The sequence below is a fragment of the Pseudonocardia sp. HH130630-07 genome (assembly GCF_001698125.1).
Lineage (GTDB): Bacteria > Actinomycetota > Actinomycetes > Mycobacteriales > Pseudonocardiaceae > Pseudonocardia.
This window is the reverse complement of sequence record NZ_CP013854.1, coordinates 4,311,020-4,336,209: the sequence shown is the minus strand read 5'-3', so window position 1 is coordinate 4,336,209 and position 25,190 is coordinate 4,311,020. Positions and strand designations below refer to the sequence as shown.

General features: G+C 75.0%; 25 protein-coding genes and 1 pseudogene. 2 read left to right on the top strand and 24 right to left on the bottom strand.

The genetic code is table 11. The features are described 5' to 3' along the window. Window positions 1-119: 119 nt before the first annotated feature. Together AFB00_RS20535 and AFB00_RS20530 are read right to left on the bottom strand one after the other, a co-directional pair. Window positions 120-1,013, bottom strand: coding sequence for an NAD(P)-dependent oxidoreductase (locus AFB00_RS20535; RefSeq protein ID WP_156819659.1), 894 nt, complete (start codon window positions 1,011-1,013; stop codon window positions 120-122). Further along, the gene (locus AFB00_RS20530) at window positions 1,010-1,900 is read right to left on the bottom strand and encodes an NAD(P)-dependent oxidoreductase (RefSeq protein ID WP_068798547.1); all 891 of its coding nucleotides are present in this window, start codon (window positions 1,898-1,900) and stop codon (window positions 1,010-1,012) included. Before AFB00_RS20530 ends, AFB00_RS20535 begins: the two co-directional genes overlap by 4 nt. Window positions 1,901-2,018: 118 nt before the next feature. On the opposite strand from AFB00_RS20530, the gene AFB00_RS20525 reads away from it, so the two are divergent. Continuing rightward, window positions 2,019-2,399, top strand: a complete 381-nt coding sequence (locus AFB00_RS20525; RefSeq protein ID WP_068798546.1) for a winged helix-turn-helix transcriptional regulator — start codon at window positions 2,019-2,021, stop codon at window positions 2,397-2,399. Window positions 2,400-2,408: 9 nt separating this feature from the next. Here AFB00_RS20525 and dprA read toward each other — a convergent pair whose 3' ends face one another. The 8 genes from dprA to trmD form a co-directional block, all read right to left on the bottom strand. After that, window positions 2,409-3,581, bottom strand: coding sequence for a DNA-processing protein DprA (gene dprA / locus AFB00_RS20520; RefSeq protein ID WP_068798545.1), 1,173 nt, complete (start codon window positions 3,579-3,581; stop codon window positions 2,409-2,411). Beyond that, window positions 3,578-5,092: a YifB family Mg chelatase-like AAA ATPase gene (locus tag AFB00_RS20515; protein WP_068798544.1), complete on the bottom strand. Its 1,515-nt coding sequence runs from the start codon at window positions 5,090-5,092 to the stop codon at window positions 3,578-3,580. Before AFB00_RS20515 ends, dprA begins: the two co-directional genes overlap by 4 nt. Then, window positions 5,092-5,454, bottom strand: a complete 363-nt coding sequence (locus tag AFB00_RS20510) for a YraN family protein (protein ID WP_068800500.1) — start codon at window positions 5,452-5,454, stop codon at window positions 5,092-5,094. Before AFB00_RS20510 ends, AFB00_RS20515 begins: the two co-directional genes overlap by 1 nt. Before the next feature lie 124 nt (window positions 5,455-5,578). Further along, on the bottom strand, window positions 5,579-5,902 hold the full coding sequence (locus AFB00_RS20505) for a DUF2469 domain-containing protein (protein WP_068798543.1): 324 nt from the start codon (window positions 5,900-5,902) through the stop codon (window positions 5,579-5,581). Beyond that, the gene (locus AFB00_RS20500) at window positions 5,899-6,660 is read right to left on the bottom strand and encodes a ribonuclease HII (protein ID WP_083276095.1); all 762 of its coding nucleotides are present in this window, start codon (window positions 6,658-6,660) and stop codon (window positions 5,899-5,901) included. Before AFB00_RS20500 ends, AFB00_RS20505 begins: the two co-directional genes overlap by 4 nt. A 98-nt stretch (window positions 6,661-6,758) precedes the next feature. Then, the gene (gene lepB / locus AFB00_RS35030; protein WP_231974001.1) at window positions 6,759-8,996 is read right to left on the bottom strand and encodes a signal peptidase I; all 2,238 of its coding nucleotides are present in this window, start codon (window positions 8,994-8,996) and stop codon (window positions 6,759-6,761) included. Between the two features lie 42 nt (window positions 8,997-9,038). Then, window positions 9,039-9,398, bottom strand: a complete 360-nt coding sequence (gene rplS, locus AFB00_RS20490; RefSeq protein ID WP_068798542.1) for a 50S ribosomal protein L19 — start codon at window positions 9,396-9,398, stop codon at window positions 9,039-9,041. 284 nt (window positions 9,399-9,682) lie between these two features. Next, window positions 9,683-10,468: a tRNA (guanosine(37)-N1)-methyltransferase TrmD gene (gene trmD / locus AFB00_RS20485; protein ID WP_068798541.1), complete on the bottom strand. Its 786-nt coding sequence runs from the start codon at window positions 10,466-10,468 to the stop codon at window positions 9,683-9,685. 51 nt (window positions 10,469-10,519) lie between these two features. Between trmD and AFB00_RS20480 the strand changes: the two genes are divergently transcribed. Next, window positions 10,520-11,287: an MgtC/SapB family protein gene (locus tag AFB00_RS20480; RefSeq protein ID WP_068798540.1), complete on the top strand. Its 768-nt coding sequence runs from the start codon at window positions 10,520-10,522 to the stop codon at window positions 11,285-11,287. Between the two features lie 97 nt (window positions 11,288-11,384). Here AFB00_RS20480 and AFB00_RS20475 read toward each other — a convergent pair whose 3' ends face one another. The 14 genes and pseudogenes from AFB00_RS20475 to AFB00_RS20410 form a co-directional block, all read right to left on the bottom strand. Continuing rightward, window positions 11,385-11,927, bottom strand: a complete 543-nt coding sequence (locus AFB00_RS20475) for a Clp protease N-terminal domain-containing protein (protein ID WP_068798539.1) — start codon at window positions 11,925-11,927, stop codon at window positions 11,385-11,387. Window positions 11,928-11,952: 25 nt separating this feature from the next. Next, window positions 11,953-12,168 carry a helix-turn-helix domain-containing protein gene (locus AFB00_RS20470; RefSeq protein WP_068798538.1) on the bottom strand — a complete coding sequence of 72 codons (216 nt, stop codon included), beginning with the start codon at window positions 12,166-12,168 and terminating at the stop codon, window positions 11,953-11,955. A gap of 106 nt (window positions 12,169-12,274) precedes the next feature. After that, a complete protein-coding gene (rimM, locus tag AFB00_RS20465) occupies window positions 12,275-12,838 on the bottom strand; it encodes a ribosome maturation factor RimM (protein WP_068798537.1) in 564 nt (187 codons plus the stop codon). After that, window positions 12,835-13,074 carry an RNA-binding protein gene (locus tag AFB00_RS20460; protein WP_068798536.1) on the bottom strand — a complete coding sequence of 80 codons (240 nt, stop codon included), beginning with the start codon at window positions 13,072-13,074 and terminating at the stop codon, window positions 12,835-12,837. Before AFB00_RS20460 ends, rimM begins: the two co-directional genes overlap by 4 nt. A gap of 37 nt (window positions 13,075-13,111) precedes the next feature. Further along, a complete protein-coding gene (gene rpsP / locus AFB00_RS20455) occupies window positions 13,112-13,606 on the bottom strand; it encodes a 30S ribosomal protein S16 (protein ID WP_068798535.1) in 495 nt (164 codons plus the stop codon). Between the two features lie 148 nt (window positions 13,607-13,754). Then, on the bottom strand, window positions 13,755-14,513 hold the full coding sequence (locus AFB00_RS20450; protein WP_068798534.1) for a CPBP family intramembrane glutamic endopeptidase: 759 nt from the start codon (window positions 14,511-14,513) through the stop codon (window positions 13,755-13,757). Further along, the gene (locus AFB00_RS20445) at window positions 14,510-15,634 is read right to left on the bottom strand and encodes an amidohydrolase family protein (protein WP_197519605.1); all 1,125 of its coding nucleotides are present in this window, start codon (window positions 15,632-15,634) and stop codon (window positions 14,510-14,512) included. The genes AFB00_RS20450 and AFB00_RS20445 overlap by 4 nt, the downstream gene beginning before the upstream one ends. A gap of 16 nt (window positions 15,635-15,650) precedes the next feature. Then, the gene (ffh, locus tag AFB00_RS20440) at window positions 15,651-17,219 is read right to left on the bottom strand and encodes a signal recognition particle protein (RefSeq protein WP_068798533.1); all 1,569 of its coding nucleotides are present in this window, start codon (window positions 17,217-17,219) and stop codon (window positions 15,651-15,653) included. Between the two features lie 10 nt (window positions 17,220-17,229). Further along, the gene (locus AFB00_RS20435; protein ID WP_083275699.1) at window positions 17,230-17,847 is read right to left on the bottom strand and encodes an AAA family ATPase; all 618 of its coding nucleotides are present in this window, start codon (window positions 17,845-17,847) and stop codon (window positions 17,230-17,232) included. Window positions 17,848-17,949: 102 nt separating this feature from the next. Beyond that, window positions 17,950-20,439 carry a [protein-PII] uridylyltransferase gene (locus tag AFB00_RS20430; RefSeq protein WP_068798532.1) on the bottom strand — a complete coding sequence of 830 codons (2,490 nt, stop codon included), beginning with the start codon at window positions 20,437-20,439 and terminating at the stop codon, window positions 17,950-17,952. 149 nt (window positions 20,440-20,588) lie between these two features. Further along, a pseudogene (locus AFB00_RS20425) lies at window positions 20,589-20,720 on the bottom strand (P-II family nitrogen regulator); the annotation flags it as partial. 3 nt (window positions 20,721-20,723) lie between these two features. Beyond that, window positions 20,724-22,001 (bottom strand): ammonium transporter, encoded by a 1,278-nt coding sequence (locus tag AFB00_RS20420; RefSeq protein WP_068800496.1) that lies wholly within the window; start codon window positions 21,999-22,001, stop codon window positions 20,724-20,726. 301 nt (window positions 22,002-22,302) lie between these two features. After that, the gene (gene ftsY, locus AFB00_RS20415; protein ID WP_068800495.1) at window positions 22,303-23,883 is read right to left on the bottom strand and encodes a signal recognition particle-docking protein FtsY; all 1,581 of its coding nucleotides are present in this window, start codon (window positions 23,881-23,883) and stop codon (window positions 22,303-22,305) included. A 351-nt stretch (window positions 23,884-24,234) separates the two neighbouring features. After that, window positions 24,235-24,579 (bottom strand): hypothetical protein, encoded by a 345-nt coding sequence (locus AFB00_RS20410; protein WP_068798531.1) that lies wholly within the window; start codon window positions 24,577-24,579, stop codon window positions 24,235-24,237. Window positions 24,580-25,190: the final 611 nt, after the last annotated feature.

Here is a 25,190-nt window from a genome sequence, read left to right as displayed (position 1 = left end):
GCCGACGGCGGCCCCCGGTCAAGGACCGCCGCGGCGCGGCGGACCCTCCGCCCGGGTCCCGCCGGGCGCAGGAGCCCGCGGCACGCGGCGGGGAGCCCGGCGCCCTCGAGACGGGACTGTCAGTGCGGGGCGCGGATGCCCTCGACGATGCTCGCCCAGCCCTCGGCCCCGTGACCGTCCTCGATCGCGCGCCGGTAGTGACCCTGCACCGCCCGGGGCAGGGTCAGATCGACCCCCAGCTCCTCGCTGGCGAGCACGATGTGGTCGGCCGAGGCGCCCATCATGGTCGCCGAGCTCAGTTCCACGGCGTACTCGCGCCGGTCGATCTGGGCCCACAGCGGCTCCCCGTCGGCCACCATGTCCGGGGTCGCCGCCAGCATCCCCAGCAGTCCCGGCATCACCTCGCTCGCCGGGAACCCGGCGCGGCCGAGCAGCGCCGTGGCGTGCGCGAGCCCGGAGAGCCCGGTGAGGAAGACATCGAGGTGCGCCTGGTACATCAGCTGCGCCCGAGCCGGGTCGGTACCGAGGTAGCGCGGCTCGCCGATGTGGCCGAGCACGTCGGCGTACTGCGCGAACGCAGCCTCGTCGCCGCTGTAGAACACCGAGGCGGCCGCGGTCCCCACCATCGGCGGCGGCACCATCACCCCACCGACGACGAACCGTGCCCCGTGCGCGCGCATCTCGTCCGCCGCCTCGCGGGTACGGGCCGGCCCCTCCGAGCTGAGGTTGACGATCGTCCGGTCGCGCAGCTCCGTGCCGAGGTCACCCAGGACGTCGTCCATGGCGGCGTAGTCGGTGAGGCTGAGGACGACCAGCGGGCTCGCCCGCACCGCCGCCGCCACGCTCGCGGCGCGGACCGCGCCGTCGGCGACGACCCCGTCGGCGCGGGAGGCGGTCCGGTTCCACACGGTCACCGGGTGTCCGGCGGCGAGCAGGCTGCGGGTCATGGCCCGGCCCATCGGACCGAGACCGATCAGGGTCACCGGCGTCGCCGGGTCGGGTGCGGTGGTCATGCCGGGGTCCTCTCCGAGTGGGTCTGCAGTGCGTCGACGGCGCGGTCGAGGCCGTCATCACCGTGGCCGGCGTCGATCTGGTCGCGGACGAGCCGCCGCACCATCTCCACGGGTGCGGGGTCGACGCCCTGTTCGCGCGCGGCGCGGGTGATCGTGTCCAGTGCGGTGCTCGTCCAGTTCAGGCTCTGGGCCGGGCCGGAGAAGTCCCCGCTGTCGAGCACCGCCGCGGTGGCCCCGAAGGAACCGGTCATCGCGGCCAGGAACGGAGCGGCCCGCGCGGCGAACCCCTCGACGTCCAGGCCCGCCGACCGGACCATCGCGGCACCCTGCAGGAACCCGGCGAACATCGGGTACATGGCCCCGAGGATCGCGAGATCGAGCAGCGACGCCCGGCCCGCGTCCTCGGACTCCCAGCGGCTCTCCGCCCAGACGTCGAGCCACTCCCGGTGGGCCTCGAACGCCGCGCGCGGACCGCTGTAGAGGATCTGCGCACCGGCGTGGCCGATCATCGGCGGCGTGGCCATGATCGCCCCGTCCAGGTGGATCGCCCCCCATGCCACGGCGAGCGACGCCAGTTCCCGTGCCTCGCCGGGCGTGGTGGTCGTGAGGTCGATGATCGTGCGGCCGTGCAGCGCGTCCGCGACGGGCTCCAGCGTCTCGCGGACCGACGCGTGGTCGAGGAGGCAGACGACCACCGGCCCGCCGGCGGCCACCGCCTCCCGTACCGTCGCCGCCGCGGTCGCGCCGGCGTCGACGAGGGTGGCCGCGCGACCGGGCGTGCGGTTCCACACCGTGACCGGCCGGCCCCGGGCGACCAGGGTCTGCGCGAGCACACGTCCCATCGCCCCCAGCCCGAGAACGGTGACGGACGGATCCGTTCCTGTCATGGGTTCTGCTCTCCTTGTCTCGACCGGTGTGTTCTCCCATGCTTGGCCTGTTGCGAAGGATTCGTAAGTACCCACTAAAAGCTGGGGTACTTACCTTCTGGTGGGTATGGAGCCGGGCATGGCGAGATCGGACAGGTGCGGGCCGTACATCTGCGGCATCGACGCGGCGCTGGACGTGGTCAGCGGCAAGTGGAAGGGGCTCATCCTCTGGGAGCTCGACGAGCACGGCACGCGGCGTTTCGCCGAGCTGCGCCGGGGCCTGCCCGGCGTGAGCGAGAAGATGCTGACCCAGCACCTGCGTGAGATGGAGCAGGACGGGCTCGTGCACCGCCGGGTGTACGCCGAGGTGCCGCCACGGGTCGAGTACTCCCTCACCGAACACGGACGCTCCCTCAACCTCGCGCTCGCACCGCTCGGCGACTGGGGCCGCGAGCGGATCAGCCGCGAGGACCGGGACCTGGTGGACCATCCGGACGCCCCGCAGATGCCCCGCCCCTGAGATCCCGGTTCAGCAGCGGTCACGACGGGCCGGGCGCTGCCAGAGCCCCTGGTGGTACTCGACGAGCCCGCGTTGCTCCAGTTCGGTCAGCGCGGCGCGCACCCCGTCGGGCTCGACGCCGGAGGCCTCCCCGATCCGCGACGGCGGCCATGCGGAACGGGCCGGCAGCGCGTCGTGCACCGCGAGGGTGGGTGCGGCGAGGCCGTCGGTCGGGCGGCGCTCGGTGACGAGCGGTGGTGTGAGATCGGCACCGAACCGCCCGACGATCTCCAGGGCGTCCTCGGGCCGGCCCACGAGCACGGCCTGCCCACCCCGGACGAGCTCGTGGCAGCCGACCGACAGCGCCGAGGTGACCGGACCGGGGACCGCCATCACCGGCCGACGCAGGGCCGTCGCGTCCGAGGCGGTGCGCTGCGTACCGCTGCGCGCCCCGGCCTCCACCACCAGGCACCCCGTGCCGAGCGCCGCGAGCAGCCGGTTGCGGACCAGGAAGCGCAGCCGGCCCGGCCGCGTCCCCGGCGGGTACTCGGTGAGGACGAGCCCCTCCTCGGCGATCCGGCCGATGAGGGCCTCGTGCGCGGCCGGGTAGGTCCGGTCCGGCCCGCAGGCGAGCACGGCCACTGTCGGTCCGCCACCCGCCAGCGCACCGCGGTGGGCGGCCGCGTCGACGCCGAACGCGGCCCCGGAGAACACGACGATCCCGTGCCGGGCCAGGGTCGTCGCGAAGTCGGCCGCGGCGTGCAGCCCGTACCGGGTGGCCGCCCGCGCGCCGACGATCGTCACCGACCGGGCGACGAGCACCGCCGGGTCCGCCGCGCCGCGGACCCACAACGCCACCGGCGGCACCAGGTCCGGGCGCCGGCAACCGGCGAACGCCGCGAACGGCCAGGCGGGCCAGAGCGGGTCCTCCGGGACCAGCAACCGCGCCCCGGCACCCGCTGCGGCGTCGAGATCGGCGTCGACCAGGTCGATCCTCCGGCGGGCGGCGGCGGCGCGCAGCAGCGCGTCCGGGACGGTGCCGCGGCGCAGCCGGTCCGCCGCCTCGACCGGACCGTACCGGTCGACGAGAGCGACGAGATGCCGGTTCGGCGGTTCCACCGCCCGCGACAGGTAGACCCTGGCCCGCCGGATCTCCTCGGACACCGGTGCGCCGGCGGCGGCCGGGCCCGGTCCGGCCGTCATGCCGCGCCCCGGTCGCGGAAGTACAGCGCGGCATCCACGTCCCGGCGGTCCGGCCGGTCGCTGCCGGCCAGGTCCGCCAGTGTCCACGCGACCCGCAACGCCCGGTCCGCACCCCGGGCACTCAGCTCACCGACCTGCAGACGCTTCTCCAGGGGCTCCAGTACCGCCTTCGGCAGCGGGAACCGGGAACGGAGCTCGGTGCCGGGCACCTCGCCGTTGCAGCGCCAGCCGTGCCGGTTCCAGCGCGCACCGGCGGCGGCCCTGGCGGCGAGCACCCGGCGCCGGACGGTCGCGGTGTCCTCGCCGTGCGGGCCGTCGACGGCGAAGCCGGTCACCGGCTCCATCCCCACCCGCAGGTCGACCCGGTCGAGCAGCGGACCGGACAGTCGCGCCAGGTAGCGCCGGCGGACATCGGGCCGGCAGGTGCAGTCCCGGTCGATCGGCGGCGCGCACGGGCACGGGTTCGCGGCCAGGACCAGCTGGAACCGGGCCGGGTAGCTGACCGACCCGTCGGCCCGCGACAGCCGCACCTCCCCCTCCTCCAGCGGGGTGCGCAGCGCCTCCAGCACCGCCGCCGGCCAGTGTGGGCACTCGTCGAGGAACAACACCCCGCGATGGGCCAGCGACACGGCCCCCGGCCGGGCCACCCCGCTGCCCCCTCCGAGCAGCGCCGCCGCCGACGACGAGTGGTGCGGGGCCACGAACGGGGCGAGCGTGCTCAGCGCGTCCCGCTCGCCGAGCCGGCCCGCGACCGAGCGGATCGCCGCGAGCTGCAGGGCCTCGGGCCGCCCCAGCTCGGGCAGCAGGCCCACGATCCGCTGGGCCAGCATCGTCTTGCCGGTCCCCGGCGGACCGACCATGAGCAGGTGGTGCCCGCCGGCGGCGGCGATCTCCAGCGCCCGCCGGGCGTCGTCCTGGCCGATCACGTCGGCGAGCTCGGGGATCGGCCGGGCCGTCACCGGCCCGGCCGGCGGGACCGTGCGATCGAGTTCCCGGTCCCCGGCCGCCCAGTCGAGCACCTCGGCCAGCGACCCGGCACCGTGCGCCTCCAGACCGTCGACCAGTGACGCCTCGGCCAGCGCCGACCGCGGTACGACGGCCCGCACCATCCCCGCGGCCCGGGCGGCGAGCAGGCAGGGCAGCACGCCGCGGACCGGCCGCAGCCGGCCGTCGAGCGCCAGCTCACCCAGCAGCACGGTCCCGTGCAGCCGGTCCGGCGGGATCGCGCTCGCCGCGGCGAGCACCGCGGCCGCCAGGGCCAGATCGAACCGGCTGCCCGTCTTGCGCAGGGTCGCCGGGGACAGGGCGAGGACGATCCGCTCGTTCGGCCAGCCCCGGCCGGACTGCACGATCGCGGACCGCACCCGGTCCTTCGCCTCGTTCAGCGCCGCGTCCGGCAGGCCGACCAGGTGCACGCCCGGCATCCCGCCGCCGATCACGGCCTCGATCTCGACCGGGACGCCGTCGACCCCGTGCAGGGCGACGGACCAGACCCGCGCCGGGGGCCGCATCAGAACGCCGCCGGGTAGTGGGTCAGCGTCGTCGCCCCGCCGGGCGGGGCGAGGACCGCGACGACGTCGAACCGGACCTCGGTCCACCCGACCTGGTGCGCCGCCATCCAGGCCCGGGCGAGCCCGCGGATCCGCCGCACCTTCCGCGGTGTGACCGCCTCGGCGGGTTCGCCGTAGCCGGTGCCGGACCTGGTCTTCACCTCGCAGACGATCAGGCGCCGTTCCGGGTCGGTGGCGACGATGTCCAGCTCGCCGTCCCTGCACCGCCAGTTGCGGGCGAGCACGACCATGCCGTGCTCGCGTTCCAGGTACTCGACGGCGGTGTCCTCACCGCGGCGGCCGAGTTCGTCCTTCGCAGCCATGCGTCCACCGTGCGGTCCCGGGGACCGGTCGGACGGACCGATCACGGACCTGTGGACGGATTCCCCGGTTGGGGATGGGCACGCCGCGCCGCGGCCCGGAGAGCGGCTCGGCCCGGTGAGCGGCTCAGCCCGGGAAGTCGTCCGAGTCGGGCAGCCGCAGGTCCGGGGTGTCCAGCTCCTCGATGTTGACGTCCTTGAACGTCACGACCCGGACGTTCTTCACGAACCGGGCCGGGCGGTACATGTCCCACACCCAGGCGTCGGACATCCGGACCTCGAAGTAGACCTCGCCGTCGGCGTTGCGGGGCGCGACGTCGACCGAGTTGGCGAGGTAGAACCGCCGCTCCGTCTCCACGACGTAGGAGAACTGGGCGACGATGTCCCGGTACTCCTTGTAGAGCGTGAGCTCCATCTCGGTCTCGTACTTCTCGAGATCCTCGGCGCTCACCGGCCAGCTCCTCCTGTGACGGTCTCCAACGGCTCCCGGTACCCGGCCACGCCATCGGCGCAGCCCGTCTCCACCGGGACGGTCTCATTGTGGACCAGCCCGGCGGGAAGGCTGCGCCCGGCCACCGCTGCCACGTTCGCGAACGAGAACCGGTGCTGTGGACACGGTCCGTGTTCGGCCAGCGCCGCTTCGTGCTCGGGAGTGTTGTAGCCCTTGTGCACCGCGAACCCGTAGGCGTCGTGGACCGAGTCGAGTTCGGTCATGATGCGGTCCCGGGTCACCTTGGCCAGCACCGAGGCCGCCGCGATGCAGGCCGCGACCCGGTCCCCCTTGGGCACCGCGAGGGCCGGCCGGCCGAACCCCCGGACGGGGAACCCGTCGGTGAGCACGTAGCCCGGCGGCACGGCGGTGAGCCCGGCGACCGCACGGCGCATGCCCTCGATGTTCGCGACGTGCACGCCACGCCGGTCCACCTCGGCCGGCGGCACCACGATCACGGCGAGGTCCAGGGCACGCCGCGTGAGCCGGTCGAACCAGTACCCGCGGGCCGAGGGGGTCAGCAGCTTGGAGTCGGTGAGGCCGTCGAGTGCCTTCGCGTCGGCCGGGCGGAGCACGCACGCGGCGACGACCAGCGGACCGGCACTCGCACCCCGGCCCGCCTCGTCCACCCCGGCGACCGGCCCGAGGCCGTACCGCTGCAGGACGGTCTGCAGGGTCCAGGTGCCGGAGTCGCGGACGACGGCGCGCGGGGGCCGCAGCCCGTCGGGCAGGACCCGGAGCGGGCGCCGGCGGCGCGCACGACGGGGGACCGCAGCCGGACGGGCGCGGGCGGGCGGAACCGGCACGGTGCTCCCGGTCAGGATCTCCGGCGCCACCCGGCCGGGCGGCGCGTCGCGGGCAGGAACCGCTCGCTCTCGGCCCGGGCACGCAGGATGCCGCGCCGGCTCGCCGCGAGCGGCAGGGTCCCCATGATGCCGAGTGCCAGCGGGAGCCCGTCGGGCAGCCCCTGGGTCCCGGCCGCGGTGGCCGTGGTCTGCGGGTCGACGGCGCTGACCCAGCCGAAGCGGTCGAACGGCAGCACGATCAGCCGTACCTTGCCGATGACGTTCTCCTCCGGGATCGGGCCGTGGCCCGCCGCCCGCGAGTCCGCGGAGTTGTTCCGCGAGTCGCCCATCATCCAGTACTCGCCGTCCGGCACCGTGATCGGCCCGAACGGGATCTGCCGGGCCGGGCCCGCCTCCGGCAGGTAGTAGACGTACGGCTCCTCGAGGGGCTGGCCGTCGACCATCACCTGGTTCAGCGCGTCGCAGCACGCGACGGTCTGCCCGCCGACCGCGATCACCCGCTTGACGAAGTCCTTCTCGTCCGGCGGGGCGAGGCCGATCAACGATCCCAGCGACTGCAGCCCGGACAGCAGCGGGTTGCCCTCGGTCTCGCCGGTGTAGGTCTCGCTGGCCCAGCCGTCGGTCCCGCGGAACACGACGATGTCGCCCGGCGAGATGTCGGTGAAGTTGTAGGTGACCTTGTCCACGAGCACGCGGTCGTTGGTACAGCCGGTGCAGCCGTGCAGGGTCGTCTCCATCGATCCGGACGGGATCACGTAGACCTTCGCCAGGAGCGTCTGGATGAGGATGGTCAGCAGCAGCGCGACCCCGATGAGGAGCAGGATCTCCTTCCAGAACGCCAGCTGGCGCTTCTCCCCGTCGGGTCCCTTCCCCCGTCCGGTCAGGGCGGCGATCCGGCCCGCGACGCCGACCGGCCCGGAGCGCTTCCCCACGCCCGGTTCCTCGGCCTCGCCGCGGTGACCGTCACCCGCCTCGTCCTCCGGCGGATCGCCGTCGAACCCGCCGTCGAACTCCTCGTCGGCGGGCCGGAGCGGCCGGTCGGCGGGTTCCCCGCCCGGTCCACGGCGCCGGCCCGGCGCCGGGAGCATCTCGGTGCCCTCGACGGCTCCGCGCGGGTGACCGCCGGGCTCGTCGAACTCCTCGATCCCGTCGCGGTCGTCGTCCACCGGGCCGGGCGGCGGCTCCGCGCGGGGCGGGACCGGACGGCGGCCGGGCGGCGGGAGCGGCGTGCGCCGGGTCGCCTCCGGCCCGGGCCCCTGCGGACCCCGCCCGCGCTGCTGCGGCGGACCGTCGAACGGAGCGGGTGCGTCGGGCCCGGGGCCGGCGGGAGCATCCCGCCCGGGACGCGCGGACGTCTCCGGTCCCGGCCGGCCGGGTGCGTCCGGCACGGACCGCGCGGCGCGGCGACCGGTCGCGCCCGGGGCGGGCGGACCCGCACCCTGCGGCGGGCCGAAGCGGTCCGGGCCGGGTTCCGGCGGCAGATCGGGGTGCGGGGGCCGGACGGGGCGGCCGTTGCCGCGCGGTGCGCCCAGGGGCGGCCCGGCGCCGGGGCGGCCACGGCCGTCCGGCAGCGGCGGCTCGCCGGGTCCGGACGGGTGTCCGCCGGGACGGCCACCGGGGCGCCCGTCGGCACGGCGCGGACCGGGGGCACCCGCGCCCGGGGCGTCGGGGTGACCGGGGGCGTCGGTGGGCCTGCGGTGCGATCCCGTTCCGGACGGGGCCGGCGGTTCGGCGGGCCTGCGGTGCCCACCGGTGCGGCCCTCCGGGGGCCACGAACGGTCGTCGGTCCCGCGGCGGCCGGTCTGCTGCTCGCCGAGGCGTTCCGCGTAGCGGGCACGCAGCGACTCGAGCTCGGCGTCCACCGGCGGGACGGATGCGTCGCCGTTGCGGGGCCGGGGTGCGTCGGGGCCGGCGCCGGCGGGCGGCTCCTGCGCTCCGTGCCAGGTGGGGCGGTGACCGGTCAGGTCGTCGAACCCGTTCCGGTACCGGTGGCCGCGGGGCGGCTCCGGGGGCACCTCGTCGGGCGCGCGCCGGGTCCGCACTGCCCGCTCGGCGGCCTCCTCCTCGGAGACCGGCCGCCCGTGCTGCATCGCGGCACCGAGCAGCCAGTCCTGCTCGTGACCCGCTCCGTCCGCTGCCGGGGGCGGGCCCGTGGGGGGCTGCCGCCGCCCGGTGCTCTCGGGGGCGTCGCCACCGCGATACCGCCGGGGGCGGGCCCGGCGGTCGTCGGGGAGCTCGGGGAAGGCCACGGGTCGAGGCTACGTCACCGGGCCGTCACGAAGAGGTGACGGTCACGACGCCGACGGGGTCTCCCGCCGCTCCTTGATCTTCGCGGCCTTGCCGCGCAGGTCACGGAGGTAGTAGAGCTTCGCCCGGCGGACGTCGCCGCGGGTGGCGATCTCGATCTTCTCGATGTTCGGGGTGTGCACCGGGAAGGTGCGCTCGACCCCGACACCGAACGAGATCTTGCGGACGGTGAAGGTCTCGCGGGCACCGGAACCCTGGCGGCGGATGACGACGCCCTGGAAGACCTGGGTCCGGGAGCGGCTGCCCTCGATGACCTTCACGTGCACCTTGAGGGTGTCCCCGGGGCGGAAGTTCGGGATGTCGGAGCGCAGGGTCTCCGCGTCCAGTGCGTCCAGGGTGTTCATGTCGACGGTCCGTCCTCGTGTGTCGTACGTGCGGGTCGTGCGGTGCCGCCCCGGTCGTTCCGGGGTTCTCCTCCCGGGCCACCCGGGTCGTCCGCCGTGGTGGCGGGACGCTCCTCGGGGTGGCGGGCTCCGGCACGGCCGGCGCCGAGCCCGGTCACACCGGGTGGCACACGGGGCCGCTACCGGGCACCGCACTCGGCGCTGGCAACCCGTCCATAGTGCCAGACGCCCCGATCGTCCCGGACACCCGGTGTTCCTCCCAGGTTCCCCCGGGCCCGGACCGCTCAGCCGGCGGGCCGGTCACCCGGTCCGGCGCCACCGTCGGCCAGCACGGCCCGGTCGGCCCGGCTCAGCGCGTCCTCCGGCAGCGCGTCGAGCAGGTCCGGCCGCCGGTCCCGGGTGCGTTCGAGCGACCGGTCCCGGCGCCACCGGTCGATCGCCGCGTGGTTGCCGCTGCGCAGGACGTCCGGCACCGCGAGCCCGCGCCACGTCTCCGGCCGGGTGTAGGACGGCCCCTCCAGCAGGCCGTCGGAGAACGAGTCCTCCGCGGCCGAACGCGGGTTGCCGAGCACCCCCGGCAGCAGCCGCGCGACGGCCTCGACCATCACCAGCACCGCGACCTCGCCCCCGACCAGCACGTAGTCACCGATCGAGACCTCGTCGACCGCGATGCCGCGGGACCGGGCGTCGAGCAGTACGCGCTCGTCGATGCCCTCGTACCGGCCGCAGGCGAAGACCAGGCGCTCCTCGGACGCCCACGCCCGCGCGGTCGCCTGGGTGAAGGGCCGCCCGGCCGGGGTGGGGACGACGAGCCGGGCCGGCGCGCCGTCCGCCCCGGGCGGTTCGCCGAGCACGTCGTCGAGCGCGTCGCCCCAGACCTGGGGGCGCATGACCATGCCGGGTCCGCCGCCGTAGGGCGCGTCGTCGACGGCCTGGTGCACGTCGTGCGTCCAGTCCCGCAGGTCGTGCACCGCGACGTCGAGCAGCCCGCGCTCGATCGCCCGCCCCAGCAGTGCCTCGCGCAACGGTCCGAGGTAGGACGGGAAGATGGTGACGACGTCGATCCGCACGCGGCGGATCGTCGCAGGAGCGCCGCCGCCGACGACGAGGGAGGTCGGCTGATGCCCGACGGCTGGTCCGACCCGCTGTGGTCGACGACGGCCCAGTGGGACCTGCTGCCCCCGGTCCTGCTGGCCCTGCTGCTGACGACGGCGATCGGCCTGGAGCGGGAGGCCGGGGCCAAGAGCGCCGGCCTGCGCACGCACGTGCTGGTCGGCGTCGGCGCCGCGGTGTTCATGGTGATCTCGAAGTACGGTTTCGCCGACCTGCTCGGCGTCGAGCACGTCACGCTCGACCCGTCCCGGATCGCCGCGCAGATCGTCTCCGGGATCGGATTCGTCGGCGCCGGGCTGATCTTCGTCCGGCAGGACGTCGTCCGCGGGCTGACCACGGCGGCGACGATCTGGCTGGCCGCCGCCGTCGGCACCGCCTGCGGGGCGGGCCTGCCGCTGCTCGCCGTGCTGGCCACCGCCGCGCACTTCCTGGTGACCCGCGGTCTGCAGCCGCTGGCCCGGGCGGTCCGGCGCCGCCGGCGCAGCCCCCCGGTGCTGCACATCCGCTACGACGACGGCCTGGGTGTGCTGCGCGGCGTCCTGGCCCGCTGTACCGACGCCGGGTTCTCGGTCGCGGGGGTGGCCGTGCACCGGGAGTCCGTCGCCACCGACGGCGCCCGGGTGGCCGCGCTGACCCTGCGCCTGGACGGTCGCGGCGACCTCGCCGGGCTGGCCGCCGCACTCGCCGAGACGACCGGCGTCCGGTCCGCCGAGACCCGTGCCGACCCGACCGAGGACCCGGACGACACGGACCCGGCCGACCCGCGCCGAGCCTGAGCACACCTACGCCCACCGGCCCGGCCACGAGCGGTATCACGGCATCGAAACGCGCCCGGGTACCGCTCGTGGGCCGGTTCCGGGTGCGGGTCCGGCCTCATCCCGCCCGGCGGCCCGGGCGGTCGGCGACCGTGGAGCGCATCGCGGTCAGGGTGATGCCGAGCCGTCCCAGGGCCTGCGCGGCCGCGTGCTCCGGGTGCAGCAGCCCGAGCACCAGGTGCTCGGTGCCGACGTGCCGGTCACCGATCCGGACGGCCTCGCGCAGCGCCAGCTCCAGCGCCTTCTTCGTGCCGCGGTCGAACGGGATGTGCCCGGCGAACCAGCGCCCCCGGCGACCCCCGGTCCGCTCCAGCGCCCCGGCGCCGAACGACTCCTCGGCCGCCCGGCGCACCTCGCCGAGGTCGATGCCGAGGGTCGCGAGCGCCGCGGCGTCGCCGGGCTCCGCGCGGGCGAGCTCCCGCTCGACGGCGGCGGCGCCGGCACCGGCGGCGCGCAGCAGCTCCTCCCCCGGCGAGCCGGGACAGCGCAGGACGCCGAGCAGCAGGTGCTCCGGCAGGATCCGGTCGGAGCCTTGGTCGCGGGCCTGCTCCTGGGCGAGCACCACGGCCCGGCGGGCCGCGTCGGCGAACTTCTCGAACACGTGCGTCTCCCCTCGTCGTGGCGCTCTACAGACCGAGTCGCCGGTACTTCTTGTGCACCGCCTGCCGGCTGATCCGCAGCACGTCGGCGATCTGCTGCCAGGACCAGCCCTGGTCCCGGGCGTTGGTCACCTGGAGCTCCTCCAGGGACTCCTGCAGGCCGCGCAGGGCCGCCACCGCCGCCAGACCGACCGACGGGTCCTTGCTGGACGCCGCCGCGGCCACCGCCGTCGCATCACTCATGACAGTCAACATAGGTTGACAGGATCCGCTTGTCAACCATGGTTGACTTCCCGTCCACGACGAAGGGCCCGGCGTCGTCCGACGCCGGGCCCTTCGTCCGTGGCCGTCAGTCCTCGGGGTCGAGCAGCCCGTCCGGCGGGTCGAGCACGATCCGCCCACCGGCGACGTCGACCTCCGGCACGATCGCGGCCACGAACGGGACCATCGCCTCGTGCCCGGCCGGCCGGGCCACGACCAGCAGGGACCCGCCGGGCCCGTGGACCACGTCGCGCACGGTGCCGGCCGGCGTCCCGTCGGTCAGCTCCACCCGCAGCCCGGTGAGCTGGTGGACGTGGAACTCCTCGGCGTCGTCGGGCTCGGCCAGCTCCGCCGTCGGCAGGACGAGCTGGACCCCGCGCAGGGCCTCGGCGGCGTCCCGGTCGGAGACGCCCTCGAACAGCACCAGCCAGCGCCCGGAGTGCGCCCGGGCCGCGGCCACGACCAGCGGCCCGGGGCCCGGGGCCCGGCGGTGCCTGCCGTGCAGCACCGAGCCGGTGGCGAACCGCTCGCGCGGCTCGTCCGTACGCGGCTCGACGACGACCTCGCCACGCAGACCGTGTACACGCACGACGACGCCGACCAGGACTTCGTCCCGGCCGGCGTCGGTGGTGCGTGAGGTACTGCTGGTCACCGGTCGGTGTCGACGACGTCGACCCGCACCCCGCGACCGCCCACGCCGCCGATGACGTTGCGCAGCGCGGTGGCGGTGCGGCCGTTGCGGCCGATCACCTTGCCGAGGTCGTCCGGGTGCACCCGGACCTCCAGGATCCGGCCGCGCCGCCCGGTCACCAGGTCCACCCGGACCTCGTCCGGGTGGTCGACGATGCCGCGCACGAGGTGCTCGAGCGCATCCGCCAGCACGGTCATGACGCGGTCCTCGCCGGACCGGGCGCGACGGCGGCCGTCACGACTCGGTGGCAGGCTCGGCGGCGTCCTTCGTGGCGGCGGCGACGTCGTCGCTCGCGGTGGCGGCACCGGCCGGAGCGGCGTCGGCGGTCTTGCCGGCCCGGTCGCCACCCTTCTTCCTCGGCGTGGTGGCCGCGGTGCTCGGCTCGTCGTTCGCCTCGGCCAGCGCCTGCTGGAAGCGGGCGAGCTTGTCGACCTTCTCCGGCTGCGGCTTCAGGGTGCCCTCGGTGCCCGGCAGGCCCTTGAACTTCTGCCAGTCACCGGTGACCTCGAGCAGGTTCTGCACCGTCTCGGTCGGCTGCGCACCGACACCCAGCCAGTACTGCGCCCGCTCCGAGTCGATCTCGATGAGGCTCGGCTCGTTCTTCGGGTGGTACTTGCCGATGGTCTCGATGGCCCGGCCGTTGCGGCGCGTACGGGAGTCCGCGACGACGACGCGGTAGTACGGCTGACGGATCTTGCCCAGACGCATCAGCTTGATCTTGACGGCCACGCTGTGGTGCTCCTCGCGAATGTCGATTCGTGCTGCGATGAGTCAGCTGGTGCTCGCGTGGGGTACGGGCTCGCTCACTCGAAGGTCATCGGCCGTGGCTGGTAGAGGGCCGGCCACGGGCCCGACCGGTCATTCTGCCAGACGACCCTCACACCACGGGGACGGCCCCGACCAGCATGAGGGCCAGCGCCAGGCCGGGCAGGAAGTTGTTCACCGCGTGCGCCACGATGCCGGCGGTCAACCGGCCGGTGAGCAGCCGGGCCACGGCCAGTGGCAGGGCCACCACGAACAGCAGCGGCGCCCGCAGCAGTTCCAGGTGGGCCAGCGAGAACGCGGCCGTCACGATCAGCCCGACCAGCCAGGGCCGGGTGACCCACTTCGCGACGGCGTTCCAGAGCAGCCCGCGGTAGACGATCTCCTCGCAGACCGGCGCGATCACCACGACGCCGACCATCACGGCCAGCGCGACCGGCCAGCTCGACCGGATCCCCTCGAACGCGACGCTCACCGACGTCGTGAGGTCCGGGCCGACCAGGTACAGGTACCCGAACGCGGCCGGGACGGTGACGAACAGCCCGGCCAGCCCGATCAGCAGGCCGGCGCCGACGTCCTCCCAGCGGAACCGCAGACCGAGATCGGGTGCCGGGCCGTCACCGCGCCACAGCGTCCAGCCGACGCAGGTGAGCGCGGCCAGCATCGTCGGCACGGCGATCGCCAGCAGCACCGCACCCGCCGAGTCGATGTCGACGATCCGCCCCAGCACCGCCGACGCACCGAGGAACACGATCTCGACGGCCAGGAACGCCCACAGCCCCCAGCGGACCCGGGGTGTCGGGGACGGGGACAGGCCGAACGCCCCGGCCGGAGGCCCGTACGGGCCGGGGGCGGAACCGGGCGCGTAGCTCATGTACCCACTGATACCGGACGCCCGCGGACCAGTACCAGCGACGGGCTGCACAGCGCCGCCAGGTCGTCGCGCGGATCACGGTCGTAGACGACCAGGTCCGCCGGCGCCCCGGCGACCGGTCCGGCGGGCCGGCCCAGCCAGTCGCGGGCGGCCCAGCTCGCGGCGCCGATCGGGTCCGGGTGCCCGGCCCTGGCCAGCTCGGCGACCTCGTCGGCGATCCGGCCGTGCCGGATGCCACCGCCCGCGTCGGTCCCGGCGTAGACCGGCACCCCGGCCTCGATCGCCCGTCCGACGATCTCCCAGGCGTGCGCGTGCAGGTCCCGCATGTGACCGGCGTAGCGGGGGTAGCGCGTCGCCTTCTCCGCGATCGACGGGAAGGTCTCGACGTTGATCAGCGTCGGCACCAGCGCGGTGCCCCGGGCGGCCATCTCGGCGATCAGGTCGTCGGTGAGACCGGGCCCGTGCTCGATGCAGTCGATCCCGGCCCGGATCAGGCCGGGCAGCGCGTCGGTGCCGAACACGTGCGCGGTCACCCGGGCGCCGGCCTCGTGCGCGGCGGCGATCGCGTCGGCGAGCACCTCGTCCGGCCACAGCGGCGCGAGGTCGGCGCCGTCGCCGAGACCGCGGTCGATCCAGTCCCCGACGAGCTTCACCCAGCCGTCACCGCGGGCGGCCTGGGCGCGGACCTCGTCGACGAGCAGCCCCGGGTCGTCCAGCTCGGTGGCGAGCCCGGGGATGTAGCGCTTCGGGCGCGCCACGTGCCGCCCGGCCCGGATGATCTCGGGGAGGTCCGCACGGCCCTGCAGCGGCGAGGTGTCGACCGGGGACCCGCAGTCGCGCAGGAGCAGGGCCCCGGCGTCGCGGTCGGTGCGGGCCTGGGCCGCGCACTCCTCCAGGTCGGTGACCGGCCCCTGGGGCCCGAGCCCGACGTGGCAGTGCGCGTCGACCAGCCCCGGGACGATCCAGCCGGAGGTGACCAGGTCCTCGGCGCCGGTGAGCGGTTCGGGGCTGATCCGCCCCGAACCGTCGACGTACAGCTCGGCTCCCGCGGCACCGGTGGCGCCGAGCAGGGTCCCGCGGAGCCGCCATCCGGTCGCCGGGACCGCGCGGAGATCGCCCATACCGGGCGACCCTACGTCACTTCTTCTTGCCGAAGTCCAGCTTCGACGGGTCGAACCCGGGCGGCAGCTGGTCGAGCCCGGCGAGCCCCGGCGGGAGCTGCTGCAGGCTCGGCGGCAGGTTCGACAGGTCGGGGCCGCCGGACTGGCCGGCCCGGTTCGCCGGGTTGCCGCTGCGCCGGCCCTTCTTCGCCTGCTTGGCCTTGCGCGCGTTCTTCGGGACCTTCTTGGTGGCCTTGCGCCCGCCGCCGAAGCCGAACTGACCGGCCATCTGCTTCATCATCTTGCGGGCTTCGTAGAACCGGTTGACCAGGTCGTTCACGTCGGAGACGGTGACGCCGGAGCCGTTCGCGATGCGCAGCCGCCGGGACGCGTTGATCATCTTCGGGTCGTCGCGCTCGGCCGGGGTCATGCCGCGGATGATGGCCTGGAGCCGGTCGATCTGCCGATCGTCGACCTGGTCCAGCGCCGCCTTCATCTGCCCCTGGTTCGCGCCGGGGAGCATGTTGAGGATGTTCCCGATCGGGCCCATCTTGCGCAGCTGCAGCATCTGCTGGAGGAAGTCCTCCAGGGTCAGCTCGCCGGAGCCGATCTTCTGCGCGGCCGCGGCCGACTGCTCGGCGTCGAAGACCTGCTCGGCCTGCTCGATCAGGGTCAGCAGGTCGCCCATCCCGAGGATGCGCGAGGACATCCGGTCCGGGTGGAAGACGTCGAAGTCCTCCAGCTTCTCCCCGTTCGAGGCGAACAGGATCGGCTGGCCGGTGACCTCACGGACCGAGAGCGCGGCACCGCCGCGGGCGTCGCCGTCGAGCTTGGTGAGGACGACACCGGTGAAGCCCACACCGTCGCGGAACGCCTCGGCGGTGGTGACCGCGTCCTGACCGATCATCGCGTCGACGACGAACAGCACCTCGTCCGGCTGCACCGCCGTGCGGATGTCGGACGCCTGGCGCATCAGCTCCTCGTCGACACCGAGCCGGCCCGCGGTGTCGACGACGACGACGTCGTACTGCTTGTCCCTCGCGTGCGCGATCCCGTCGCGGGCCACGCCCACCGGGTCGCCGGGGCCCTCGGGCAGCTCGCCGGAGCCGGTGGCGCCCGGGTGCGGGGCGTAGGTCGGCACCCCGGCCCGCTCGCCGACGATCTGCAGCTGGTTGACCGCGTTCGGCCGCTGCAGGTCACAGGCCACGAGCAGCGGGGTGTGCCCCTGCCCCTTCAGCCAGCGGGCCAGCTTGCCGGCCAGGGTCGTCTTACCCGCACCCTGCAGACCGGCCAGCATGATGACCGTCGGTGGTTCCTTGGCCAGGTTCAGCCGGCGGGTCTCGCCGCCGAGGATCGCCACGAGTTCCTCGTTGACGATCTTCACGACCTGCTGGGCCGGGTTCAGGGCCTGCGAGACCTCCGAGCCCTTGGCCCGGTCCTTGATCTTCGTGATGAAGGCGCGGACCACCGGCAGGGCGACGTCCGCCTCCAGCAGCGCGATCCGGATCTCGCGCGCGGTGGCGTCGATGTCGGCGTCGGAGAGCCGGCCCTTGCCGCGGAGACCCTGCAGCGTGGATCCGAGCCGCTCGGAGAGGGAGTCGAACACCCTTGCCAGCCTACTGGGCCAGTGCCAGACCCCGGCGGGCGCCGGAGCGATCGGTGCTGCGGATCGAGGTCCAGCCCGGTTCGAGCCCCGTACGCAGCCGGACGGCGGTCCGCTCGGCCCGGCGGGCGTGCGCGGCGAACGGCCGGGGCCGCACCACGCGGCCGCGGGCCCGCTGCCCGTCGAGCGCCTCATCGGCGGGCACGTCGAGCCACAGCAGGTGCGGGTCGCGGCGGGTCAGCCGGGCGAGCCCGCGGACCACGGCCCGGACCCGCGGCGCGGTCGCCGGCAGGTGCACCACGACGGTCGGCACCGGCCCGGCGCACACTCCCGCCACCGACGCCCGGTGCACCAGGTGGGTCAGCCAGCGGTAGACGGGGTAGGGCGTCCCGGCCGGGAGCCGGCCCGCCAGCGCCGACCGGGCCGATCCCGAGTCGAGGACGCGCACCCCCTCGATCCCGGCAAGGCCCGCGAGCAGCGTCGACTTCCCCGCTCCGGGCAGGCCCGCGACCAGCAGCAGGGACCGGCCCGGCAGGTACAGGACGAGCGGCCCCTCCCGGTTCGGCTCCGCCCCGGCGGCGGGGGGCGGCACGTCGTCGTCGATCGATCCGGCGGCGCGGGCGGTGGTCATGTGCGATGAAACGGTCGGGACGCGCCGTTCGTTCCGATCACCCGGCGTGTCCGTCCTGCCGCGTTCCGCGGCGTGTCGGCGGCGCCCGGACCGGCTGCGGGATCAGCTGCGGGAGACGACGGCCCGCCGCGCCGCGGCCGTCAGCACCTCGCGTTCGAGCCGGTGCCGGGCTGCGGGCTCGGCGACCCCGCCGATCCCGAACGCGTCGACGACCGAGGAGCCGAGCGTCTCCACCCTGGCCCACAGCAGGTCCACCCCGCACCGCTCCAGCGCGGCGGTGACGTGGTGCAGCAGGCCGATCCGGTCGGTCCCGCGCAGTTCGAGCACGACGGCGCCGGTGGCCTCGTCGTCGAACCACAGCACCCGCGGTGGCGCGGTCCGCTCCACCTCCGGGTCCGACGGGGCGTAGTCGCGTTCCTTGCGGGCGAGCGCGTCGGCCAGCCCCAGCGAGCCGCCGAGCACCCGCACCAGGTCCGAGCGCACCAGCGCCGGATCGGGCAGGCCGCCGAACCGCGGGGTGACGGCGAAGGTCAGCACCGCGACGGCGTCGCGCACCAGCGAAACCGGCGGCCCCGGCGGCTCCGGCGGCTCCGTGGCGGCATCGGGCGCCGGGGCGGCGGGGCGCCCGGGCGGGGTGCCGGCGGCGCCCACCGGGTGGACGGTCAGGTCGGCGGTGTGCACCTGCAGCGAGTGCAGGGCGAGCACCCCGGCGACCGCCGAGAGCGCCCCGCGCCGGTCCGGCAGCGCGACGGTGACGGTGGAGACGTCGTCGGTGGTGGCGAACCGGACCTGCGGACGGCCGTCCCCGGCCACCGCGTCGGCCATCTCGCCGTACGCCGGGTCCGGCGGGCCGGGCGGGACGAACGGGCGGCCGTCCAGTGCGGCGCGGCAGCGACCGGCCAGCCCCTGCACCAGGGTCCGCCGCCACGGGCTCCACACGCCGGGACCGGTACCCAGCGAGTCGGCCTCGGCGAGCGCGTCGAGGAGTTCGAGGAGCACCCCGACGGCCCGGTCGCCGTCGACGGCCGAGCGCAGCGTGTCGAGCACCCGGGCCACGGTGGCCGGGTCGTCGGGGTCCCGGCGGGTCGCGGTGTGCGGGAGCAGCAGGTGGTGGCGGACCGCCGCGGCGAGCAGCGCGACGTCGGGCGGGCGCAGGCCCAGGCGTTCGCCCACCTGGCGGACCAGCGACTCCCCCACCACCGAGTGGTCCCCGTCGCGCCCCTTGCCGATGTCGTGCAGCAGCGCCGCGAGCAGCAGCAGGTCCGGCCGGGAGACCCGGGTGGTCAGCCGGGCCGCGGCGGCGGCGACCTCGACGAGGTGCCGGTCGACGGTCCAGACGTGCGTCCGGTCCCGTGGTGGCAGGTCCCGCACCGCGCCCCACTCCGGGAACAGCCGTCCCCACAGCCCGGTCCGGTCCAGCGACTCGATCACCCCGACCATGCCGTGCCCGGTCCCGAGCAGGCCCAGCAGCTCGGCCAGCGCGGCCCGCGGCCACGGGGCACGCAGCTCCGGCGCGGTGTCGGCGAGCCGGGTGAGCGTGCCCGCCGAGACCGGCAGCCCGGTGCGCGCCGCGGTGGCCGCGACCCGCAGGACGAGCGCCGGGTCCTTCGCCGCCGAGGCGTCCCGGGCCAGGCCGACCTCCCCCGCGTGCTCGACGACGCCGGAGTCCAGCGGCCGCCGGACCGGCGCCCGGCGCAGCGCGGCGAGCCCGCGCCGGGGCAGCGCGGCGCGGGCCTGGCGCAGCGCGACCTCGGCCCCGAACGCGACCGCCCGCGCACCACCGGACAGCGCGCGGGCCAGGTCGAACCGGTCACCGAGATCCATCTGGGCGGCGATCTCGTCGGCGTCCTGGGCGCGCAGCACGTCCCGGGCCCGGCCCGAGCGGCGGTGCAGCTCGGTGCGGACGTCGAGCAGCAGCGTGCGGGCCGCGGCGATCTCCGCCGACGGCCGGTCGACGAGCTGCGCGGTCGCCAGCGCGTCGATCAGCGCGACGTCGCGCAGCCCGCCGTGCCCGTTCTTCAGGTCGGGCTCGATCCGGTGCGCGACGTCGCCGCTGCGCCGCCAGCGCTCGGCCGCGGTGTCGGCGATCTCGTCGAACCGGCCGCGGATCCCGGCCCGCCACGCCTGGCGGACCGCATCCCGGACGGTCGTGACGAGCGCGCCGTCCCCGGCGATGTGCCGGGCCTCCAGCAGCCCGAACGCGGCGCGCAGGTCGGTGGCGGCCACCTGCACGGCCTGCCCGGGGGTGCGGACCGAGTGGTCGAGGCCGAGCCCGGCGTCCCACAGCGGGTACCAGAGCTGCTCGGCGAGGCCGTCGACGCCGGAGCGGCCGTCGTGCAGCAGGACGAGATCGAGGTCGGAGTACGGGCAGAGCTCGCGCCGGCCGAGCGCACCGACCGCGACCAAGGCGACCCCGCTGCCGGTGCCGCCGAACCCGAGGGTCGCGCAGCGCGAGGAGAGCCAGAAGTCGTGCAGGTCGACCAGCGCGGCCCGCAACGCCTCCGGTCCGTGGTGCTGACGACCGCCCGCCGCCAGCAGCAACGACTTCGCTCCGACCAGATCAGCTGCCTCGCCCGACCCGAGGACCGACATCCTGCGCCCCACCCGCTTCCTGCACGTCCGAACCGGCCCCGGATGGGCCCGGATTATCCGTTTCGTACCCGGACCGCGGACGGGCCCGCCGCTCCGTGTGGAGTCCGGCGGGCCCGTGCTGCGCGGGATCGGGTGTGGGGTCAGATGGCGTCGGTGTGGCCCTTCTGCCGGCCGTAGCCCTGGACCTCGCTGATGGTCAGGCCCAGAACGCCGAGCTGCTCCAGCGCGCCCTTGACGTCCTCCAGGACGAACGGCTTGACGATAGCGGTCACGAGCTTCATGGGTCAGGCCTCCTGCTTCGTCGGAGCGGTGGGTGCTGCTGCCGGGGCCGACGCGACCGGCTTCGGCGCCGAGCCGAGGCCGCTGCCGCCGCGCAGGCCGGAGAACTCGTACCCGGTCTCGGCGTGCTCCGCCTCGTCGATGCCGGTCTGCTCGGCCTCCTCGCTGATCCGCAGGCCGATGGTGACCTTGACGAGCAGCGCGATGATCGTGGTGACGATCCCGCAGTAGACGATCGTGGCGATCGTGGCGAGCGCGGCGAGCGCCTGGATGCCGAGCTGGCCGGCACCGCCGCCGTAGAACAGGCCGTTGGTCTCGTCGGGGGCGACGTCGGTGGCGAAGAACCCGATCGCCAGGGTGCCCCACAGACCCGCGACGAGGTGGACGCCGACGACGTCGAACGAGTCGTCGAAGCCCAGCTTGTACTTCCAGCCGACCGCGTACGCCGACAGCGCACCGGCGATGACGCCGATGGCCAGCGCACCCAGCGGCGACACCGAGGCACACGCCGGCGTGATGGCGACCAGGCCGGCCACGATGCCCGACGCCGCACCCAGCGAGGTGGCCTTGCCGTAGCGGATCCGCTCGATGACCAGCCAGCCGAGGATGGCGGCAGCGGTGGCGGCGATCGTGTTGACGAAGGCGTAGGCGGCGGCCCAGTCGGCGGCACCGGACGAGCCGGCGTTGAACCCGAACCAGCCGAACCACAGCAGACCGGCGCCGAGCATCACCATCGTCAGGTTGTGCGGGCGCATGGCCTCACGCGGCCAGCCGCGGCGCTTGCCGAGGATGATGCAGAGGACCAGCGCCGCGACACCGGCGTTGATGTGCACCGCGGTGCCGCCGGCGAAGTCCAGCGCGCCCAGCGAGGTGGCGATCCAGCCCTGCTCCAGGTCGAAGACCCAGTGCGCGATCGGGAAGTAGACCAGCGTGGCCCACAGCCCGGAGAACAGCATCCAGGCGCCGAACTTCATCCGGTCCGCGGCCGCACCGGCGACCAGCGCGACGGTGAGGATGGCGAACATCGCCTGGAAGCTGACGAACGCGAGGTCCGGCAGCGCGTTCTCGGCCTGGTCGTTGGCCAGCACCGAGGACAGCCCGAACGCCTCGAACGGGTTGCCGAGCAGCCCACCGCCGATGTCGGTGCCGAAGGCCATCGAGTAGCCGAAGAGGATCCACAGCACGCCGACGAGCCCCAGCGAGCTGAAGCACATCATCATCATGTTGAGGACGGTCTTGGAGCGTGCCTGGCCGCCGTAGAACAGCGCCACACCCGGCGTCATCAGCAGCACGAGCGCGGCGCTCGCGAGGATCCAGGCGGTGTCGCCGCCGTTGAGGGCTTCCTGTGGCACGTCGTTTCCTCCCACGTCATGTCGGTGTCCGACTGGGGAGGAAGAATGGTGAGCGCGTGTTTCGCACCGGGCGCCGGTCCGTTTCGTACCGGTTAACAGCCCCGCGATCCGGATGACGGTTGGGTTACCCAACAGGATCCGGGGGTCCGAACGTCAGCCGGACGGGCCGATCCGTGATCCGCCACACGGCGCAGTGGTGCCGGGGCGCGGTCCGCGCCCCGGCACCCGCGGCTCAGTTCAGCAGGGCGTCGACGAACGCCCCGGCCTCGAACGGCGCGAGATCGTCCGGGCCCTCGCCGAGCCCGACGAGCTTCACCGGCACGCCGAGCTCGCGCTGCACCCGGAAGACGATGCCGCCCTTGGCGGTGCCGTCGAGCTTGGTCAGCACGATCCCGGTGACGTCGACGACCTCGCCGAACACCCGGGCCTGGGTCAGCCCGTTCTGGCCGGTCGTGGCGTCGAGGACGAGCAGTACCTCGTCGACCCTGGCCTGCTTCTCGACGACCCGCTTGACCTTGCCGAGCTCGTCCATCAGGCCGGTCTTGGTGTGCAGCCGGCCCGCGGTGTCGAGCAGGACGGCGTCGGCGCCGCCGGCGGTGCCGCGCTTGACCGCCTCGAACGCGACCGACGCCGGGTCGGACCCCTCCGGACCCCGGACGACACCGGCGCCGGAGCGCTCCCCCCAGGTCACGAGCTGTTCCGCGGCCGCGGCCCGGAACGTGTCGGCCGCACCGAGGGTGACCTGGCGGCCGCCGGCGACGAGCACCCGGGCGAGCTTGCCGGTGGTGGTCGTCTTGCCGGTGCCGTTGACGCCGACGACGAGCACCACCGCCGGGCGCCCCTCCTGCGGCAGCACGTGCACCGAGCGGCCCTGCCCGGTCTCCAGCGCCTCGACGAGCACCTCGCGCAGCGTCTCGCGCACCTGCTCGGCGGTACGGACGCCACGGGCGGCGAGCCGGTGGCGCAGCTTCTCGACGACCTCGGCGGTCGTCTCCGGGCCGAGGTCGGCCTGCAGCAGCGTCGCCTCGACGTCCTCCCAGGAGTCCTCGTCCAGGTCACCGGCGCCGAGCAGGCCGAGCAGGCTCTGCCCGAGGCCGGAGCGGGACCGGGACAGCCGCCCGCGCAGCCGCTCGATCCGTCCCTCGGCGGGGTCGATCGTGTCGGCCGGGACCGGTGCCGGGGCCCGGGGCGCCGGAGCCTCCGGGGCCGGGGGCGCCGACGTCGGGGGCGCGCCGGCCGGCGGCCGGACGAGCTGCTGGGTCGCGGGGTCCTTGCTGGCCTCGGCGGTGTCGATGACACCCCGGTCGGCCGGTGTGGGGACCGCCGGGTCCGCGGGCTCGCGGCTCTCGGTCGGGACGGTCGGGCTGCTCGGCGCGGTCCCCGGGCGCACCGGCGGCGCGGTCGACACGGGGAGCCCGCCGGGCGGGGTCCGGGCCTCGGTCGCCCCGCCGACGACGGGGTTCCCACCCGGCGGGGTGCGGACCTCGTCGGCGGTCGGGCCCTCGACGGGGGCGACCGGCGCCACGTCCGGCCGCTCGACCGGCTCGGTGACGCCCGGGGCCGACCCGTCGGCGGCGGGGCGCTCCGGGGCGGCGGCCGTGCCCGACGCGAAGTCGAACCCGCCACCGGCCTGGTAGCTGCCGCCCTTCTTCGGCGGCGCCGTGGCGGTCCCGTCGGTGCCGAGCTCGCGCTGAGGGTCGTCCTCGCGCAGGCTGATCCGCCTGCGGCGGGCGATCAGCAGCCCCGCGACGACGGCGATCAGCAGCACGGCCACGACGACCGCGACGACGATCCAGATGGTCTGCGTGGTCACCCGTGCAACCCTGCCACGCCCGGTCAGGGGCCCGCCGGTCGCGTCGGGCCCCGGTCGGTGCGGTCGTGGCGGCTCGGGTGCCGCGCAGGTCACGGGACCCGCCGCCCGGCCGGTCGCCGCGTCGGCCGGTATCGGTGGTCGCACCGGTTGCGGCGGCCTGCGTCGGCGACCTCGCCGGGCGGCGCCGGTGACCGCACGGCGGCCGCGGCGGGCCCACGGCGGTGACCGTGCCGGACCGGCGCCGGCGACCGCGGCGGCGCAGCCCGGCAGTCGGCCCCACCGGTGCCCGGTGATCAGATCCTGGGCTGCGTCCGGTGCCACCAGCGGCACCGGACGCAGCCAGGAGTTCGATCAGCCCGAACGCCCGGGGCCGGGGGCTCGCCATCCGACGGGGAGGGCGATCGCGCGGTAGCCGGGCGAGCCGGTCGTGCGGAGTTCCTCGGCCGCTCGTCGCTCGGCGGCCTCGCCGTCGGCGTAGACGGCGATGCCGATGGGGTCGTCCGGCCCGTCGACGATGTCGCTTCCGCCGAGCAGGACCACGTGCACGATCCGGCCGACTTCCAGAGGCCCGACCTCGCGATCGGTCCCCTGCAGCGGGTGCTCCTCCCACGAGACGTGCCGGCCGCGCGCAGAGCTGTCAGCTTCGATGCGCCGAGCCTCGTCCTCGTCAGCACAGACAGCGATGAGCGGCTCCACTCCGGAGTCTTCTCCGGGGGGACTCGTACGCTCGTAGACCAGACGCACAACCGGTTCACGCTCCACAGCTCTGCTCTGTCGGAACCTGGTAAACCCGCGCATAGAATGTCTCACCACCGTAGACAATGGTACCGACCGTCGTGCCTGCCCAGGTCGTCGACGCCGAGCCCTGGCAGGCCCACTGGACGTTACGCTGCTCATACCGGGCCTGACTCTGATTCCCGTGACCCGGGTAGCTCGCGGCCGTCCGCCACCACGGACCCCACTTATACCGCAGATCGGTGCCCTGCCTGATGGAAGTCACCGGAACATCACACACGGTGTACGGCTTCGCCCCCAGTCCTCCCGAGGTGCGCATGTAGATGCGAGTGGGCTCGAGGGTGCACGGGCCGAACGTGACACCGGCAGCGACGACGGCCGCCGATTCCGACGCTCCAGATGACTCAAGGGCGTCCAGGATCGTTCGCCTGCTCCATGGACTCCGCACGCACATAGCCCGAAGGGCGCGTCGTCATCGAGATCGCCTCGACAGCGATCGTGCCGTCTGCCGGGCTCGGGGGTCGGGTCTCAGCCGACGGACCCGCGGAACCGGCGCCGGCTACGAGGACCAT

Coding starts and splice junctions, on each gene's coding strand:
- AFB00_RS20535 (WP_156819659.1), bottom strand. CDS start 1,013: ATGACCACCGCACCCGACCCGGCGACGCCGGTGACCCTGATCGGTCTC.
- AFB00_RS20530 (WP_068798547.1), bottom strand. CDS start 1,900: ATGACAGGAACGGATCCGTCCGTCACCGTTCTCGGGCTGGGGGCGATG.
- AFB00_RS20525 (WP_068798546.1), top strand. CDS start 2,019: ATGGCGAGATCGGACAGGTGCGGGCCGTACATCTGCGGCATCGACGCG.
- dprA (WP_068798545.1), bottom strand. CDS start 3,581: ATGACGGCCGGACCGGGCCCGGCCGCCGCCGGCGCACCGGTGTCCGAG.
- AFB00_RS20515 (WP_068798544.1), bottom strand. CDS start 5,092: ATGCGGCCCCCGGCGCGGGTCTGGTCCGTCGCCCTGCACGGGGTCGAC.
- AFB00_RS20510 (WP_068800500.1), bottom strand. CDS start 5,454: ATGGCTGCGAAGGACGAACTCGGCCGCCGCGGTGAGGACACCGCCGTC.
- rplS (WP_068798542.1), bottom strand. CDS start 9,398: ATGAACACCCTGGACGCACTGGACGCGGAGACCCTGCGCTCCGACATC.
- AFB00_RS20480 (WP_068798540.1), top strand. CDS start 10,520: ATGCCCGACGGCTGGTCCGACCCGCTGTGGTCGACGACGGCCCAGTGG.
- AFB00_RS20470 (WP_068798538.1), bottom strand. CDS start 12,168: ATGAGTGATGCGACGGCGGTGGCCGCGGCGGCGTCCAGCAAGGACCCG.
- AFB00_RS20460 (WP_068798536.1), bottom strand. CDS start 13,074: ATGACCGTGCTGGCGGATGCGCTCGAGCACCTCGTGCGCGGCATCGTC.
- AFB00_RS20450 (WP_068798534.1), bottom strand. CDS start 14,513: ATGAGCTACGCGCCCGGTTCCGCCCCCGGCCCGTACGGGCCTCCGGCC.
- AFB00_RS20445 (WP_197519605.1), bottom strand. CDS start 15,634: ATGGGCGATCTCCGCGCGGTCCCGGCGACCGGATGGCGGCTCCGCGGG.
- AFB00_RS20435 (WP_083275699.1), bottom strand. CDS start 17,847: ATGACCACCGCCCGCGCCGCCGGATCGATCGACGACGACGTGCCGCCC.
- AFB00_RS20430 (WP_068798532.1), bottom strand. CDS start 20,439: ATGTCGGTCCTCGGGTCGGGCGAGGCAGCTGATCTGGTCGGAGCGAAG.
- AFB00_RS20420 (WP_068800496.1), bottom strand. CDS start 22,001: ATGACGCCGGGTGTGGCGCTGTTCTACGGCGGCCAGGCACGCTCCAAG.